We start from the raw sequence: 16,202 nt of genomic DNA on the forward strand, positions 1-16,202 counted from the left end.
TCTCTCTTATGAATTCGGGCAATTCTAGTATTAACAGATGCAGTAATATGTATAGCTAAATCAAATAATGGAACAAAGGGCTGATTAAAACTATCCATTGAACCTGCCATCACAAAATGAGTTCTTTTTGATATATCTGTCATTAATCTGTTAATCTTTTCTTCATGCGTATGCATAACAGTAAAAGGTTTATCTGTATCTTTTCTCCAAATATAATCATCTATATCAAAATACGGAAAGCCAAGCTTTTTTGCAGCCAATTTTCCTAATGTCGTTTTTCCAGAACCGGCTGAACCAAAAATAATAATTCCTCTTGACATTTCTTTTAACCTCCATAACTCAAATTTATTATTTGCATTTTAGTTAATTACAGGATATTTTGTAAATATTGCATTATTAAATTTTCAAAGAATACTACTATTAGTTAATTCGTTAAATCTACTTATTGTGCATAAAGAAATATGTAAATTTAACCTCCTTAATAAGGCGATTTTAGCATACTATCTAATATATATTTCTTCACTAACGCTACTATTTCTTATAGAAGCACATTTGCCACTTAATGTATCTTGATTACCAATCTTTAAAATAACTATTTCATACTCAAAATTTATTCCACCATATGCTAAAAACATATGTCTATCATATTTCATACCAATTCCTTGTAATTGAACTTCATTGTTTACAGACCAACTTAAGTCATACAAATCATCACTTTTCTCTTTCTTTATAATTTTTAGATCAAAAACAGGAGATTCATATTCTTTTATAAAGTACCTAACCTTATAATTACCTTCAAAACTTTCGCTTGTTTCATTCCTTAATGCAATCCCAGAACCTAATGTATCGAAATTCTGTGTTGAAGCCCAAAGAGCTGAATTTGACCGTAAATCACCGATTTGTTTATACATACCGATTCCAGCCATTGGAACCTGCTTTAAATATCTTGATACGATTAGCTTATCATCAAGTAACATTCCGATTCCAGAATACTCATAATTGGAATTTTCTTTATCGCTACTCCAAGTGCACTTATAGGTTTCACCTATCTTTTCAACACTAAGTTTTCCTTTTCCACCATTAGATTTCCATTCACCTAAAATACATTTTTCTTTATAACAGTTCATTATTTTTCCCTCACCATAATCATATTCACCATATCAATAGCAATTTAATACCATTATAGTAAATTATAGCATAGTATACATCAACTTATGGAACAACTTATAAAATTCATAGTTTATTAACTATTGTTAAATAGTTCTTCTATAAAATATAAATATCACACCATTCAATTTTCAAATTTCGGTATAATTAATCAGAAATGATAAGATTTGTAACCTATCTATAAATTGAGATTTGATGAACTTTTGTTGCATGTTCGTTATTGTATAGGGAAATAAATTTCAATCTGTGATTCTTCATCTTCAACTCCTAAAAATTTCTCTGTATAGCATTCTAAATCATCTCTGTCATCAGGTTGAAAACTACTATTAGGAAACCAGACACCCCAAATATAATGATATGTAGAAATCAAGTTTTTCACTGCGCCTTTGTGTATGAATTTAGCATACTTTCCACCACTAATTTCTTTTAATTCCATTCCTTCTGGAATATTATTGTCACCCGATGTTTCAATTCCTATAAATAAAGTGGTTTCACTATTTTTATTAAATGTATTTTGCAGGCATGTACCACTTGTTTCATAAATACTATATCTATTATTATTCATTGGAATATACTTTTGCTTCTCTAATTGAGCGTTCAACTTTTCCCACATTTCAATACTGTTATTTTTCCCAATACTCATGTAATATCTAAATCCAACAACACATTTAGGTTGAAATGTTACTATTTCTGGTTGAAGATTTGCATAATTGGATTCAGTGATTTTATCAATTTGCATTGGATTATGATTTCCAATCAACACATCAATACCATTTTTTCTATATTCCATCGGCGTAATTCCATATCTCTTCTTAAAGGCTCTTGTAAAACTTTCAGCAGACTCAAAATACAGTGAAATTGCTATATCTAAACTCCTAAGTATGTCTTTGTCTTTTTCATAAGAAACACCTCATCTTTCAAAAGAATTATAAGCTAAGATAAGGTAACATACTTGATATTTTCTGCGGATTTTTTATATAATCTTTTATCCAAATTACTATTTACTGTTTTCAGAGTAAAATTTCAAAGCTTCCCCAATAAATTTAGATGCTCCATTTCCATATTTCTCATCAATGACTTTTATATACGTAGCATTTGATAAATAAAGTTCTGCAGTATACCCCCAGTAATTTTCTCCATTATCTACTTTTAAATCTTGATGCTGCTTTTTTGTCTCATCTGCTATTTCATGTACAATTTCTTGAACTTCTTTTGAATAATGGTTTTTACTTAAATCGGATGTAAGCTTATTATATAGCTGTTCTATTTTAGGCAGCTTAGTACCAGGACATTTTTTTAGAACTTCTCCTATAAATTTAGATGCACCACTGCCATATTTCTTATCAACTACTTCTATCCAACCAGGATACATCGAGTAGAGATTCGCCATGTAATACCAATAATCATCTCCCCTATCACTTTTGAAAAATTCATAATCTTTTTTAGCTGTATTTACTATTTCTTTAGCAATTTCTTGAATCTCATTTGAAGAAGTGTTTTTACTCAAATCAGTTGTAAGCTTTTTAAATAATTCTTTTAATTTAGGATGTTTATCTTCTATACAATCTTTTTTAAACTTATCAAATTGCTCTTCTAAAGATGATGTAGTAATATTATTAAGATTATTTTTTACAGCTTTTGCATATCTCTCAATACTTCCATATTGCTTTATAGCAGCCTTAGCAATCTCATCTTCCTTCAGCTTGCATTTTTCAATAAATTCATTATATTTATCTATGCTTCCATATGTTTTAATTACTTTATCTTCATGCTCTGTTTTAAATTCTTCCAACACATTATAGTATTCACTCATATCAAATTCTCTAAAATCCATAGTTCCTTCTCCTTTTAATGTTTTATTTATAAGGTCTATTAAGCCATTCAATCTTTTTCGCTTTAAAATAAGCAGCTTTTTTTGGTTTTCTAGTGCCTGCATTTTATTAAAGTATGGACTTGACATTATATCTTTAATTTCCTTCAAAGGTATATCAAGCTCTTTAAAAAACAAAATCTGCTGTAAAGTTTTAAGAGCTTCATCATCATAAAGTCTGTAACCTGTTTCTGTTATTTCACTAGGCTTCAATAAGCCTATTTCATCATAATAATGCAGTGCGCGTATACTTATTCCTGTCAAATCTGAAACTTGTTTTACTGTTCTCATTGCTACACCTCAGAATTCAATTTTAGAGCCTTAAATATTATTTAGTAATCTGCCGGCAAAAAGTTTAAGTAATATATCTAATCTCTATTTTTATATTACACTATGACGCAGTGTTAGGGTCAATACTGTAAAAAAATATCGCAAATTCATTCTTATTTATGAATAATGCGATATCCTAATTTACTATTGAATTTTCATATATAATAACATCTATAATCAAATCTTCTAAATTAAACTTTATCAATCAAAATAAAATAATTCTTCAAATTTTTTATCTAACGCGACGCAAAGAACAAGCGCTAATTTTGCAGTAGGATTAAATTGCCCTGTCTCAATAGAGCTAATTGTATTTCTTGATACACCAACCATTTCTGCCAATTGAGATTGAGATAATTTTTGTTCTGTTCTGACTTTCTTTAAATTATTATGTAATACCAGTTCTTCCATCTGTCCCTTTTTAAATGCTGACAATTAAAACCACCCCATGCCACTTCCAACAATTGAAGCCATACCAGCAATTGCCCCAATAATTCCTAAAATAGTACATACTAAATACACTTTCTTATCTCTATTATAATAATAAACTGTTCCGCTTTGCCCAATCATTGCGATCAACAAAGCTAACGAAAACACTCTGTAATCTGCAAAAGCTCCGCCTGTTATAAGTTTTTGTATAAAAAGAATTATTGAGAAAATAGCAAATATAATAATCACTGCAAAATAAGAATTCTGATTTGCTGATTTTTGAATACATCGCTCACGTTCATCATTTAATAAGTTTTCTTTTTTGCTTCTTGCTAAAATTTCATCTCTATTCATATATATTCCACCTTTCAGTTCCTTGACAAGTACACTTGGTATTTTTATTATATCATGCCAAGTTTTATTGTCAATATTTTTACCAAGTTTTCTTTGCATTATATAGGCTCTCTAGATTACTCTACACTTACAAATTTCACATAAAAAAACGCAAATTCAAACTCTCGAATAATGCCATTTTAAAATTGTTTATTTATTTTTTTATTGATTCGTGATATAGGAAAGTTGTGTATCTCGAACTACAATATCTATGCTCTTACCATATAAACGGAAATAAGCAATAAGTATTCTCACAGTAATTCTTAAATTTTTGTTTGAACTTTTCTATTTATATAATTTACTGTGTAAAAAAAGACATATCAACCGTTGATATGTCTTTTAAGAATTTTTAGCCACAACATGTTACATTAATTTATCAATATCCCCTGACTGAATGTATTTAATATTTGCTTTGATCTTTTCATATGGCCAATCCCACCACTTAATTTTCAGCAACTTTAAAATTATGTCATCTCTAAATCTTTTCTTTATAACTTTTGCAGGTATGCCTCCAACAATAGTATAAGGCGGAACATCATTAGTAACTATTGCTCTAGTACCAATAATTGCACCATCACCTATTTTCACACCTGACATAATTATAGCGTCATAACCTATCCATACATCATTTCCAATTACAATATCGCCTTTATTATCCCAAGCATTTGTTATAAGGCTGACATCTAAACCCCATTCCTCATAAAATATTGGAAATGTATAAGTAGATAGTGATATCATTGTGTGATTCCCACTAGTCATGAGAAACTTTGCTTTACATGCAATTGAACAAAACTTGCCAATTATTAATTTATCATTGTTTATAGGATACTGATATAGTACATTATTCTTTTCAAACTCTCTTGGATCATTATAAAAATCATTATATATTGTATAATCTCCAACTTTTATATTAGACCTTGTAATTACATTTTTAAGATATATGGTTTGGTAATCATTACTTCTTGGATATATTTTATTTGCATTTGGAATAGTCATTTTTAGTTCTCTCCTTTATATTAAGTTGCTTTTGACTATTCCATTACTACAATGCATTTCCTCATTAAACCACTCCCAGTACGATAATCTTCATTTTTTATTTATGATTAATTATAACGCGATATTTCTTTGGATTACTTCGTCCACTTTGGGCTTAGCTTCTTCATCTATAGTAAATTCAAATCTCGAGTTACCTTTAAAAAAAGTGCTAATTTTAAATTCGATTGTATTTGGTGATGTCCAATTATAACTTTTAATTTTATCCCATTTATAAAAATATCCAGATTTATAAATTCCATTTTCTCTTATTCCTAAACTTCTTAATGATCGTATTATATTAGATATTGAAATCTCTATACTAAGTATACTAGTAAAGATGTTATTAATTATATTATTCCTATAGCTAAGATAAAGTTTTATATTAACCCATGATAATATACACCAGAATATTAATGATATTCCCCAGAAAATGATTGATCCTGTATCTTTTTTTGCTTTTACAATATTTCTTCCATGGGTATATGATGTATATATATCCTTTAGAAAAATCCATATTCCAAGAATAATCATTACTATATTAATAAATGAAAATACTGAAAATTTATTCAAGTTATACACCCCATCATTTCAAATTAAACATTATTAATCTATTATAGCATAAATTGTAAATATATATTTCTGGAGTTCTATCATTCGCTTTATGGTATAATTTCATAAAAAGAACTTTCATACGTATACTTGTCCAATATTAATATAATTTTTGAAATGCTTATAAATGTATTTTCTATTTTCCTAAGTTTAATCACTTGTATATTACACTCATCCTTTATATATTAAGTATGAGATAACTCTGAAAACATAAACTGATTATTTTTAAGTAATATTGTATCTTTTCCAAGGGCAAATAAGGTATCTTCTCCTTCTAATGGCGTTTTTATATACGAATCTGTTTCTTTGGGCGTAAAATAAAGTTTTACTCTTTTTATATTTTCATTAGCTAAATAATTAAGTATTTCATCTATAGAAACATTCTCTTCACAAAAAACATCTAATAATTCTATTGTATCATCAATAAAATTTGCAATTACAACAGCGTCATGATCTTTTATGTAATAAACACTATCACTCATAAACAAATTACAATAAAACATAATTAATTCTGCATTACTACGCATAGAAATTTTAGAAAATGAAGATATAACATTTGCTTTATCATAGACTAAGGATCTATCACGTTCATCAGACATATCCAATTTTTCCGCCAATTTTCCTTTACCCTTTTTACTTATTAATTTTGTGTACTGGTATTGATTTAATTTAGCAAAACCAAATTTAGGATAGAAATCAAGAACAGAGTTATTGGCAAATAAATAAAGTAAATCTCCTTTATCCGTCCAGTCCATAATGACTTTTTCCATAATCGCCCGAAGCAGTCCCTGGTTTCTATAACCAACATCAGTCATAACCGTTCCTAACTGAATATATCGTCTAACCTTTCCAAAAACCTCAAAATTCATTATATTAACTGATACATTGGAAACAACCACATCTCCATCCATGAGCGAATATGGTATGTATTGGTTCTTCCAGTATCCGTCTTGATACCATTTTTCAAAATTAAATCCAAATGTTTTCTCAGTTAAAGCATTAAAACTCGTTCTATATGCACCATCATCACCAGCTCCAATAATGAATCTATAATCTTTGCCATTAACATTTATATATTCCATAATCTTATTTCCTCTCATTTTATAAACTATACTTGTTTCTCAAAATAAGAAAGATGCGCACTAATTAATATAAATATAATATTCATTTTACATTATGCTTTTTAGGCATTCTAGATTCACAAGGTACATCTATCTGACACTTTCCACAGCCATATCTAGGCTTATGTTTTTCCATTGTTTTGTCCAAAAATTCAGAGCATATAATATGATTCTTCCCATTTTCTATGGATATTGCATTAGCTGGACAATTTTTTACGCATTTACCACACATTGAACAGTACTCATATATATTTTCGTATTCTCTCTTATCAGGTGATAAGTATAATTCTGTGATGATGCTGCCAAGTCTTCCAGATATGCCTTTCTTTGTTATAAGTCCTTTAGAAAGTCCGAATGTTCCAAGTCCGCATACAAAAGCAGCATGTCTTTCAGACCAGTTGCTTGTAAATTTTTCTTCATGCTTTGGATGATTAGCATTTGACCAGAATCTTTCATCTAAAGTAGGTACGACACTGTTATATCCTGCATTAATCAATTCAGACTTTAAATGCATACACAACTTATTTAACAAACTCTGACCTTCAATACGTCCATGAAGCCATTCTTCAGAAGGCCATGACATATTACTTCTATTTCCCCTTTTAACCGCTTCGCTAAATGGTAAGAAAAATGATATCACAGTTTTTGATTGCGGTAACCACTCTTTTGGAAGCATGAAGTGTTTCCCAATTGCTGATGGTTGTTTCAATGATGTAAAGTACTCATCATCCACAGAACCAAATGCCAAAATTGGAGCATCAAAAATTCTCATCCCTACAACATTTTCCGAAATAGCTATTTCCTTTGTTATATAGTTATCTTGTGAATTCTCAACAAAGTCCTCTGCAGTTTTTATAAAATATTGTTTATCCATCTTTCCTATCCCCCTAATTTATATTACCAATACGCGATTTAGTTTTACTATAATAATCTATTCAAATAAATAACCCATCATCTTTTCAGGATTTTCTAAAAACTTTCTTGTTATCATATAGTTATCAGTCTTTTTATAAGGAGTTTTCGTAATTCCATCATCATCAATAACAAATATATCTGCACCTGGGTATGCCATTAATATTGGTGAATGAGTTGCTATGATAAACTGTGATCTTTTCTTTACTAGCTCATTAATAATAGTAAGCATAGCCATTTGTTTTAGAGGTGATAATGCCGCTTCTGGTTCATCCAAGATATATAATCCATTTCCACTAAAACGATTGGTCATTAGTGTAATAAAACTTTCACCATGTGACATCTTATGTAATGATGTACCTCCATAACTCTTTATGACAGGAACTCCCCCAGAGCTTTCTAAATCAAGTTTCTCTATTTCTGTAGCTACATTATAAAAACTTTCTGCCCTTAGAAAGAAACCATCGCGAGGCCTCTGCACACCTTTAACTACAGTAATATATTTATATAAATCTGAATGTGTTTCTCTTGATGAAAAACAAAAGTTTTTAGTTCCTCCTTCTGCATTAAATCCACTATTAACAGCAATAGCTTCTAATAATGTTGATTTTCCGCTACCATTTTCACCAACAAAAAATGTTACATTTCTTGATATGTCTAAGCTGGTTAAGTTATTAACTACAGGTAACTCTTTAATATAGCTATCATCTTTATGAATTTCTTTCTTGAGACGTATTTCCTTTATATACATATTATCATATAGCACTCATATATCACCTCATTGTTCCTTTTTCCATTGAAACTTATTTCTTATCCCATTAATTCATAAGTTTTTTTAGAGTAATATAGTGAAGAAATTCTTCCTTTTTATCTGAATAAGGATTACTTTCATTAAACTCAAATTCAATTGAAGTCTTTTGCTCCTTGTCAATATATGTAACATCATATCCATCACCGCTACCCATAAAATCTGAATAAGTTTTTTTGACATAATTATCACCATAAGCATTTAATACATCTGAAAATGTAGATTCTGAGCTTATATCTCTGCCTGTTGTAAACTTTATATTATCTGACTTATTGGAATATCCAACAGATATCCAAATAACCTTATTATCTTTATCCATTTGAACATATACAGAATAAGATGTATTATCAAATTCTAAACCCCTTAATCCATTTTTATTAATATTATCATTTGTCAATTTTCCGAATTTCTCTTCTAAATCTGATATATCAACTTGTTCCATCAAACAAACTCCAGTCAAACTATCATCTTTCAAATTTGTACTTTTTACAAAAAGATATTTCTCTGGAAATAAAATATATGCTATACCAGTTAGAACAGCTAGTATACTTGCTATAATTAAATATTTCCTCTTAATTGCATTTCCCCCTTTCGGGTTATTTTCCCAATTAAATTTAGTTCTTTATATAATCTGATGCATTCTTATGCTCAGATGGGTTTGAATGTTTAGAGTTATATATATCTACAAGCTGTTTAATCCCATCAGCAGACATATGTGGTATGTATTTTTCAATATATCCCCAATTACCTGTTTTCTGAATGGTATCTATAGCTTTTGCATCTGCTTCATTTGCTGAAATGCCACTTATAGCTTCTGCGTTTTGTTGATTATCTTGGCCCATAGTTAAATACACAGCATTATCTTTGTTATTGAATTCAACTTTAAAATGCATATATTCTAACAATTCATCCATTGGCATGTATAATTGAGGTTCTGACTCTCCATCCTTTTCAATGGTAACCAAAGGTTTCTTTAAATCAATTTCTTTACCATTAAAATATACCTTATCATTATTGATAACAGCTGATTTTACCGCTTCTCCTGAAGACATATTACCAGTTTCACCACTAGCAGATTCTGATGCTTTTCCTTCAGATGAAACCACAACAGTCTTTTTCGCATTAGTAGTTGCTGATATTCTTCCTATTGCTGCAAAAACTACAGAAACTCCTATTGCTCCAATCACAAAACCTATAGTTATACTTTTAATATCAAGTTTTTTCATTTTTCTTCTCCTTATCTGTGATTTTATAATATAGATTAGCTAATTTAAATATTTGACTTATTAAATAAACACATTTGCCAATTTTCTAAAACTTTAAGTTCCTATACTCCAAGGGAATTATAAGTATTTTCGAAATCAAAATATTTATTATTTCGGTAAGTTACCACATAAATATAGCTTTAAAGTTGTATATCTATATAACCTATAAATACTGATATTTCTCTTTATATATCTTTTCTAAATTGCTTTACAAAATATAAAATCATCATTGCACCTAAAATACATCCAAGTACACCCTCTCCATTTATTTTTATTATATCTCCACTTATCAATCCAGATGTGTTTGTATAAATATCACCGAGCATCAAAGGATTAACCACATTCCACACCGAGTGCAGAAATAGCACTGGTAATAAACTCCTCGAAGAATAGTAACAATAAGATGAAGGAAAACTATATGTAAAGGCAGCAAATGCTTGGATAACACATAAGAATAATGGATTACCTATTCCGGTTGCTTTTGCCAAAAGAAAAACAGCAGGAATGTGATACAATCCCCATACTACACCTACAATTATAGTTGCTTTCGTTTTACCATACTCTTTTGTTAATCTAGGAAGTAGATATACCCTCCATCCATATTCTTCTCCCAAAGCTAAGAATAAACCGGCAACTACAGACACTATTAGAATTATAATACTTTTGAATGTGAATTCCTTGTTTATACTGATATTTCCAACACCAGTAAGTTGAGCTATAAATGAGCAAATCACTATAAAAACAATAGGATAAAAAATTCCAAACAATACTGATTTCAAAGTTGTATATTTAAATAAATTTACTTGATGATCATTTGTAATCTTATTAAAGATAATAGCTAATATTGCTGGAATGAACATGATTAAAGCAAAATCCTTTTTACCTATATTAGGATTAATAAACAACATAATTGTAATAATCCATGTAATTAAAAGCACAGTAATAATATATACTTTTCCAGGATCTTTTCTTATAAAATTCTTAACAGTCATAGTTACCTCTTTTCTACAAAGGATAATCTTAATATTATTGCTATCAATTTACCGATAATTAGAACAAATTCCCTATATTATTTTTACATTTCAATTTTAAATTCAAAATATAAAGTATTATATAAACATATATCATTCAACTTTCCAGAAAACATCTTCATAATTTACTGCATCAAATTGTTTAGATAATGATTTAGCTCTATTTATATATTGTGCCTTACGCTGACCTTTTACGGAAAATATAAATAACAAAAAAGCCTCTATCATCTTCATTTTCTATATTTTCAATTAACTCAAAGGATTTCTTTAAATTTTCAAAATCTGCTGGTTGAATAAGATCCTCTTTTCTAATTTTAGAATCAACCTTATGCTTATGCCCAAAACCACAAACAAATAAAATCCCATTATCAGTTATATGATTTTCTAAGTCTCCAATCTGCTCTTTACTTAACCTGTAATGATTGATTAAGATATTATCAAATATTCCAATATCCTTTAAATAATTAGATATACTTAAGTCAACTTGCTTTGTATTAACTAAATAATTATTTCTTTTAGCAAATGTCTTAAGCCTATCAAGAGCTTTATTACTAAAATCAACGCCTGTTACTTCGAATCCATTTTCAAGTAGAAACAAAGTATTTCTACCATCTCCACATGCTATATCAAGAACAGATCCTTTTTTGAAATATGTAATATTTTCAGTTACAGATTTTTCTGGATTTAATGGATTACCACTTCTATTAGCAAATTTATTATCCCAGTATTCTCTATTTCCCATATACTCCATCTTGTTTCCTCCAACAATACATTACGCAATTATTTGCCATCCTTTATTAATTATAGTATATTTTGTAAGTATTTAGTATTTAATTTTCAAAGAAATATTTCTACTTTCATATAAAAACTTCATTCTTTTTATATAGAACCTTCTAGCAAAATTTTCATAGTCATATGGAACAAATACGTATTCATTTCGGTGAGGTATACGCATAAGTATAGATTGTAGTTGAGTTATCTATAGTATTTATTAAACAAAAAATATTACAAATTCATTATTGATAACGAATTTGTGATATTGTGATCTGTAGTTTATTTAATTTAACAACTATTATCTTTTCAACTGTTCAGCAAACGACTTTCCTACTGGATCAGCGTCAGCTAAACATTCTGGATCTCCTGCAATCAGTCCTGCCTTCTCATGCCAGAACTCGCTAAACATTATATATAGTGATTTAAGCCTATCTATATCGCCACCTTCTGCTAATGTTTTTGCAAGGAAATCAATGGCGAAATACATAGTCTTACTTTCATAATATAGATGCGGATGCGGACCTGGGGCATCTATTACCCATATAATTAAGTTTCCTACCTTTTGCAAACCATAATGAGGGGTTATACCAAGTTGCTTACAGAATGGAATGAGCTGATCATTAAAGTCTATCTTTGAGCGACAATTTATAATAACTAGGTATTTAGAAAGGCTATTTGTAGATAAAACATGAGCAAAATCCACACGCCCTGCATCTCCATATTCCTTTTCATAGGCAAGATCAATACCAGTATATTCTTTAAAATTAGCAAGTGCACTTGGAAGAAAACGCGTAAGATCAAGTTGTGGATTCGATGCTATTGCAACGCTGCCAGAGATTTTTTCAGCAGTGAATAAACCCGATGTTCCCCCTGATGAGACTGAATAAAAAATGATATGCTCATTAGCGACGCCTAGGCGCTTTGCCACTCTCATAACAAGCTTTGCCGTAGCATCGCGGTAATCTCGTTCTTTCGTCCCATAAAACCACCCAACAGAGATGTCAGATTCAAAGTACATGGGGTCTTCAATACTTAACAAATGTCCTTTAAGAAACGTAGACCATGACCACTTATGAAAACGTGGAAGTGGACCTTGTGCAATTGTCTTATCGTCGCGCATTGTATCGAGCACAACGTAGAGATAATCATATTCGCTTGCTTGATAAAAGCATTCAAAATGTGCACCATCAACCTCTGTATTGAACCTGCCTTCTGGAACTCTATCTAATTTTTCAGGATCAATATGCACACTTTCACCTGTGATGGCTGATACATCAGCAGATCTGTATTTCTCACGTCTGCATGCCTCCAGCTTTTCAGCAAAGTTTCTCTCGGTGCCATCACTGTTGTACTCGCAGGCTATATTTTCAAGAAATTCTATTGATGGTAGGATGTCACTATCATCCATGTTCTTATTATGCTTAGCAAAGTATTCTGGATTTTCTTCATCTTTTTTCATAACAATCAGTCCTTTATTTTCTAATCTTAGAGTTTATTAATTTTCTTAATTATAAAGTGAACTATAAAAATATTTTATCAGAACACTTGTTCTAAAACAATAAATTTATAAAAAATGAAGGTTTCTTCTGAAACATGACTTTCATACAGCTCCATATACCTTATTGAAAAGAAAGAAGATTCCCGACTGATTATTCTAAATGAATTTGCATTTATATTTTTTCTTGTGATATGTGAAGTATATCATAAGTTGTTCCTTCTACTGATTTTATCTTGCTTAAATCATCTATGAAGAAAAACACATGATATTTCCATTTATCAGGATTGTAAATAACTATGAACTCACTTTCTTTAATCCTTGGAATATTTTTTTCTATTTCATCTTTAAAATTATTAAGACTTCCCTGAGGTTTTATTTCTCTTTCTATCTCAAATACATATTTACTATCTTTGATTTTATATGTTGTTGTATCAATTAAGGGTATTCCTATATTTACTTTCTGCCATCCAAAAGAAGTTATTATATTGTCATAAAAGCCATTAAACAAAAATTTATTTAACCCATTACTATCTTTCCAAACATATAAAGGACAATAACTATTTTGCGAATTCTCATTTTTTCCTTTTTCTGTTGTTAGATATAATTTAAACTTTAAATCTTCAAATCCATCTGTTTTATATCCGTTGTTTTTTACTCTAACCTTTATTATGCTCATATCATAATCGCTAGGTAATATAATCTTATATTGAGTTGCTATCATCTCTTTTTATCCTCCCTTTTAATTTTATTTTTAATTCTTAAGCAAAATTATTGCTCAACTCACGCCTTTCCTTTTACACTTACAGTTTAACTCCCGTTATAAAAATTGTATAATACTTATAAATAATCTTTAATATCACTAATAGTGATGGCACATATAAATTAATTTTAATGAAAGGTTTCTATACTATGGAAATTAATGATCTAAGAATATTTCAGATAGTTGCTTATGAAAAATCTATATCAAAAGCTGCTTTAAGACTTGGTTATGCCCAATCAAATATAACTGCACGAATTAAATTACTGGAGAATAAATTAAACACTACTTTATTTATAAGAAACAATAAAGGAACTGTAATTACACCTAATGGAGAAAAATTGCTTAAGTATGCAGATAAAATTCTTGAATTAATTGATGAAATTAATAGCGAGTTCCTTACTCCCAAAATTTCTTCTACTATTAAAATAGGTGCTACTCAGACTATTTCTGCATCTGTTTTGCCTAAATTATTTTATTTATTCCATGAGAAAAATCCCGAAGTATCTTTAACCTTAAAAACAGGAACTCAGAAAAATCTTCTAGATATGATTTTAAAGAATGAATTAGATGGGGCTTTTATATCTGATGAAATTACATCCTCAAAAATAAAAAAAGTTATTGCATTTAAAGAAAAGCTTGCACTAGTATCTTCTATAAGCATTGATTCCATTAATGATTTACAAGCACCTATAATAGTAAATTCAGATGCTGATTGCCCTTATCGTAAGCTCTTACAAAAATGGTTGAGTTATAATAACTCTAAAGGAGCTGCTATTATTGAATTTGATTCACTAGAATCTATCCTTAGGGGCATAGATGAAGGTCTTGGCATATCACTTTTACCAAAAAGTATTTTGCATAAAAATCATAATTTTTTCATTTATGATTTAAAAGATAACTTTGCTGAATTAGAAATTAAGTTTGTAGTCAACAAGAATTTAAAAATAAATCCTTTACTTAAAAGTTTTATTAATGTAACAAATGATCATCTTTTAAATTCTCAGTAATTAATTTTTAACAGTATGGCTTATAGGTCGTAATTATTTTTTATACCATTAGATTTATGGCTAATTATACAATTGAAATAAAAATACTATGAAGGTATAGCTGGATCTAGGTCAATAATTTGGACACATTTTTATTGAACATTGTTCACTTGTTCTTTTTTCAAAATTGAATGAAAAGACTCAATACAGGCATTATCATAAGGGCACCCTTTTCTGCTATTAGAGCTTTTCATTTTGTATTTTTTTAATCTATTAAGAAAGTCTGTGCTCGTATATTGTACTCCAAGGTCAGAGTGAAAAATAACGGAGCCGACAGGCTGTTGAAATGTATGCGCATTATCTAAAGCAGCTATCGCTACGGAAGCATCCATTGTTTTTGAAAATGAATATCCAATTATCTTTCTTGTGTATAAATCCATAACAGATGCTAAATAGCACCATCCATCTTTTAAGGTATAAATATAAGTTATGTCTCCAACCCATTTCTCGTTTATTTTATTAGTAGTAAAATCTTGCTTAAGGAGATTTTTACGTTCTATAACTTTTCTATTAGCTTTTGCAGGTCTAAATTTCTTAATTACTATCGAATGTATATTTAACTGCTTCATAAAACGTTGAACTCTCTTAATACTAATTTTATGTCCTGATTGTTCAAGAATTTTTTGAATTTTGGGCGCACCATACCTACGATTACTTTCAGTATAAATTTTAAGTATTTGATCTTTTAAAGTTTCACTTTCCAGCGTCCTTTGGGACGGAGTATAGTGATGAGAGTGATAATAGGTTCTTTTTGGCATGTGTAGGACCTTACACATCAATCTTACTGGATAGATCCATTTATTATCATCAATGAATTTAATTATATCTCTTGGTCCTTTGAGAATATGGCTATAGCTTTTTTAAGATTTCAAGTTCCATTCTAATTTTTTCATTTTCTTTTTTTAACTTAAAAATCACTTCAACATCTTTTTCGTCTTTTATTTCATTATTTCTGATCTTATTGTTAGTTATTATTGGTTTCTTAGATATTTTCTCTTTTGGCTGAACTTGATTGATCCAGTTATTAAGTGATGTTGTTGAAACGCCATATTCTTTGCAGATTTCTTTAATCGGTTTTCCAGTGTTGTAGACCTCGATTATCATTTTCTTAAAATCTTCTGTATAACTTTTCCTTCTCATTCGGACACACCTCTCTT

General features: G+C 29.3%; 18 protein-coding genes and 1 pseudogene. 1 reads left to right on the forward strand and 18 read right to left on the reverse strand.

Annotation, left to right across the window (positions count from 1 at the left end; translation table 11 throughout):
- From T483_RS0100005 to T483_RS0100085, 17 genes are all read right to left on the reverse strand, one after another.
- The coding region (locus T483_RS0100005) for an AAA family ATPase (protein ID WP_026884954.1) at positions 1-320 on the reverse strand (320 nt) is incomplete at its 3' end.
- Positions 321-500: 180 nt separating this feature from the next.
- On the reverse strand, positions 501-1,127 hold the full coding sequence (locus T483_RS0100010; RefSeq protein ID WP_026884955.1) for a hypothetical protein: 627 nt from the start codon (positions 1,125-1,127) through the stop codon (positions 501-503).
- A 257-nt stretch (positions 1,128-1,384) separates the two neighbouring features.
- Positions 1,385-2,050 (reverse strand): AraC family transcriptional regulator, encoded by a 666-nt coding sequence (locus T483_RS28540; RefSeq protein WP_347460289.1) that lies wholly within the window; start codon positions 2,048-2,050, stop codon positions 1,385-1,387.
- Positions 2,051-2,164: 114 nt separating this feature from the next.
- The gene (locus tag T483_RS0100020) at positions 2,165-3,328 is read right to left on the reverse strand and encodes a MerR family transcriptional regulator (RefSeq protein WP_026884956.1); all 1,164 of its coding nucleotides are present in this window, start codon (positions 3,326-3,328) and stop codon (positions 2,165-2,167) included.
- A gap of 240 nt (positions 3,329-3,568) precedes the next feature.
- Positions 3,569-3,775: a helix-turn-helix transcriptional regulator gene (locus T483_RS0100025; protein ID WP_026884957.1), complete on the reverse strand. Its 207-nt coding sequence runs from the start codon at positions 3,773-3,775 to the stop codon at positions 3,569-3,571.
- A gap of 24 nt (positions 3,776-3,799) precedes the next feature.
- Positions 3,800-4,246: a DUF6442 family protein gene (locus tag T483_RS0100030; protein WP_026884958.1), complete on the reverse strand. Its 447-nt coding sequence runs from the start codon at positions 4,244-4,246 to the stop codon at positions 3,800-3,802.
- A gap of 303 nt (positions 4,247-4,549) precedes the next feature.
- The gene (locus T483_RS0100035) at positions 4,550-5,182 is read right to left on the reverse strand and encodes a CatB-related O-acetyltransferase (RefSeq protein ID WP_026884959.1); all 633 of its coding nucleotides are present in this window, start codon (positions 5,180-5,182) and stop codon (positions 4,550-4,552) included.
- A gap of 111 nt (positions 5,183-5,293) precedes the next feature.
- Positions 5,294-5,791: a DUF5673 domain-containing protein gene (locus T483_RS0100040; protein WP_026884960.1), complete on the reverse strand. Its 498-nt coding sequence runs from the start codon at positions 5,789-5,791 to the stop codon at positions 5,294-5,296.
- A 224-nt stretch (positions 5,792-6,015) separates the two neighbouring features.
- The gene (locus T483_RS0100045; RefSeq protein WP_026884961.1) at positions 6,016-6,912 is read right to left on the reverse strand and encodes a GNAT family N-acetyltransferase; all 897 of its coding nucleotides are present in this window, start codon (positions 6,910-6,912) and stop codon (positions 6,016-6,018) included.
- 82 nt (positions 6,913-6,994) lie between these two features.
- Positions 6,995-7,825, reverse strand: coding sequence for a 4Fe-4S binding protein (locus tag T483_RS0100050; RefSeq protein WP_026884962.1), 831 nt, complete (start codon positions 7,823-7,825; stop codon positions 6,995-6,997).
- A gap of 57 nt (positions 7,826-7,882) precedes the next feature.
- Positions 7,883-8,629 (reverse strand): AAA family ATPase, encoded by a 747-nt coding sequence (locus T483_RS0100055; protein WP_012059635.1) that lies wholly within the window; start codon positions 8,627-8,629, stop codon positions 7,883-7,885.
- A 52-nt stretch (positions 8,630-8,681) separates the two neighbouring features.
- Positions 8,682-9,113: a hypothetical protein gene (locus tag T483_RS0100060; protein ID WP_026884963.1), complete on the reverse strand. Its 432-nt coding sequence runs from the start codon at positions 9,111-9,113 to the stop codon at positions 8,682-8,684.
- Positions 9,114-9,285: 172 nt separating this feature from the next.
- Positions 9,286-9,897, reverse strand: a complete 612-nt coding sequence (locus tag T483_RS0100065) for a hypothetical protein (protein WP_026884964.1) — start codon at positions 9,895-9,897, stop codon at positions 9,286-9,288.
- Positions 9,898-10,121: 224 nt separating this feature from the next.
- Positions 10,122-10,928 carry a CPBP family intramembrane glutamic endopeptidase gene (locus T483_RS28545; RefSeq protein ID WP_155268438.1) on the reverse strand — a complete coding sequence of 269 codons (807 nt, stop codon included), beginning with the start codon at positions 10,926-10,928 and terminating at the stop codon, positions 10,122-10,124.
- Between the two features lie 217 nt (positions 10,929-11,145).
- The gene (locus tag T483_RS0100075) at positions 11,146-11,718 is read right to left on the reverse strand and encodes a class I SAM-dependent methyltransferase (RefSeq protein ID WP_026884965.1); all 573 of its coding nucleotides are present in this window, start codon (positions 11,716-11,718) and stop codon (positions 11,146-11,148) included.
- Positions 11,719-12,039: 321 nt separating this feature from the next.
- On the reverse strand, positions 12,040-13,200 hold the full coding sequence (locus T483_RS0100080; protein ID WP_026884966.1) for a hypothetical protein: 1,161 nt from the start codon (positions 13,198-13,200) through the stop codon (positions 12,040-12,042).
- Positions 13,201-13,411: 211 nt separating this feature from the next.
- Positions 13,412-13,960 (reverse strand): DUF4865 family protein, encoded by a 549-nt coding sequence (locus T483_RS0100085; RefSeq protein ID WP_026884967.1) that lies wholly within the window; start codon positions 13,958-13,960, stop codon positions 13,412-13,414.
- A 170-nt stretch (positions 13,961-14,130) separates the two neighbouring features.
- Here T483_RS0100085 and T483_RS0100090 point away from each other — a divergent pair, with 170 nt between their 5' ends.
- A complete protein-coding gene (locus tag T483_RS0100090; protein ID WP_242841774.1) occupies positions 14,131-15,006 on the forward strand; it encodes a LysR family transcriptional regulator in 876 nt (291 codons plus the stop codon).
- A gap of 134 nt (positions 15,007-15,140) precedes the next feature.
- Here the strand turns inward: T483_RS0100090 and T483_RS28550 are convergent.
- A pseudogene (locus T483_RS28550) lies at positions 15,141-16,185 on the reverse strand (IS3 family transposase); the annotation flags it as partial.
- Positions 16,186-16,202 lie beyond the last annotated feature (17 nt).

This window comes from Clostridium beijerinckii HUN142, from assembly GCF_000621745.1.
Taxonomy (GTDB): domain Bacteria; phylum Bacillota; class Clostridia; order Clostridiales; family Clostridiaceae; genus Clostridium; species Clostridium beijerinckii_A.

What these genes read in the sequence shown, in the direction of transcription:
- T483_RS0100085 (WP_026884967.1), bottom strand. Translation starts at nt 13,960, where the DNA reads ATGATAGCAACTCAATATAAGATTATATTACCTAGCGATTATGATATG.
- T483_RS0100025 (WP_026884957.1), bottom strand. Translation starts at nt 3,775, where the DNA reads ATGGAAGAACTGGTATTACATAATAATTTAAAGAAAGTCAGAACAGAA.
- T483_RS0100060 (WP_026884963.1), bottom strand. Translation starts at nt 9,113, where the DNA reads ATGGAACAAGTTGATATATCAGATTTAGAAGAGAAATTCGGAAAATTG.
- T483_RS0100035 (WP_026884959.1), bottom strand. Translation starts at nt 5,182, where the DNA reads ATGACTATTCCAAATGCAAATAAAATATATCCAAGAAGTAATGATTAC.
- T483_RS0100050 (WP_026884962.1), bottom strand. Translation starts at nt 7,825, where the DNA reads ATGGATAAACAATATTTTATAAAAACTGCAGAGGACTTTGTTGAGAAT.
- T483_RS28545 (WP_155268438.1), bottom strand. Translation starts at nt 10,928, where the DNA reads ATGACTGTTAAGAATTTTATAAGAAAAGATCCTGGAAAAGTATATATT.
- T483_RS0100045 (WP_026884961.1), bottom strand. Translation starts at nt 6,912, where the DNA reads ATGGAATATATAAATGTTAATGGCAAAGATTATAGATTCATTATTGGA.
- T483_RS0100090 (WP_242841774.1), top strand. Translation starts at nt 14,131, where the DNA reads ATGAAAGGTTTCTATACTATGGAAATTAATGATCTAAGAATATTTCAG.
- T483_RS0100010 (WP_026884955.1), bottom strand. Translation starts at nt 1,127, where the DNA reads ATGAACTGTTATAAAGAAAAATGTATTTTAGGTGAATGGAAATCTAAT.
- T483_RS0100020 (WP_026884956.1), bottom strand. Translation starts at nt 3,328, where the DNA reads ATGAGAACAGTAAAACAAGTTTCAGATTTGACAGGAATAAGTATACGC.
- T483_RS0100030 (WP_026884958.1), bottom strand. Translation starts at nt 4,246, where the DNA reads ATGCAAAGAAAACTTGGTAAAAATATTGACAATAAAACTTGGCATGAT.
- T483_RS0100080 (WP_026884966.1), bottom strand. Translation starts at nt 13,200, where the DNA reads ATGAAAAAAGATGAAGAAAATCCAGAATACTTTGCTAAGCATAATAAG.
- T483_RS0100075 (WP_026884965.1), bottom strand. Translation starts at nt 11,718, where the DNA reads ATGGAGTATATGGGAAATAGAGAATACTGGGATAATAAATTTGCTAAT.
- T483_RS0100065 (WP_026884964.1), bottom strand. Translation starts at nt 9,897, where the DNA reads ATGAAAAAACTTGATATTAAAAGTATAACTATAGGTTTTGTGATTGGA.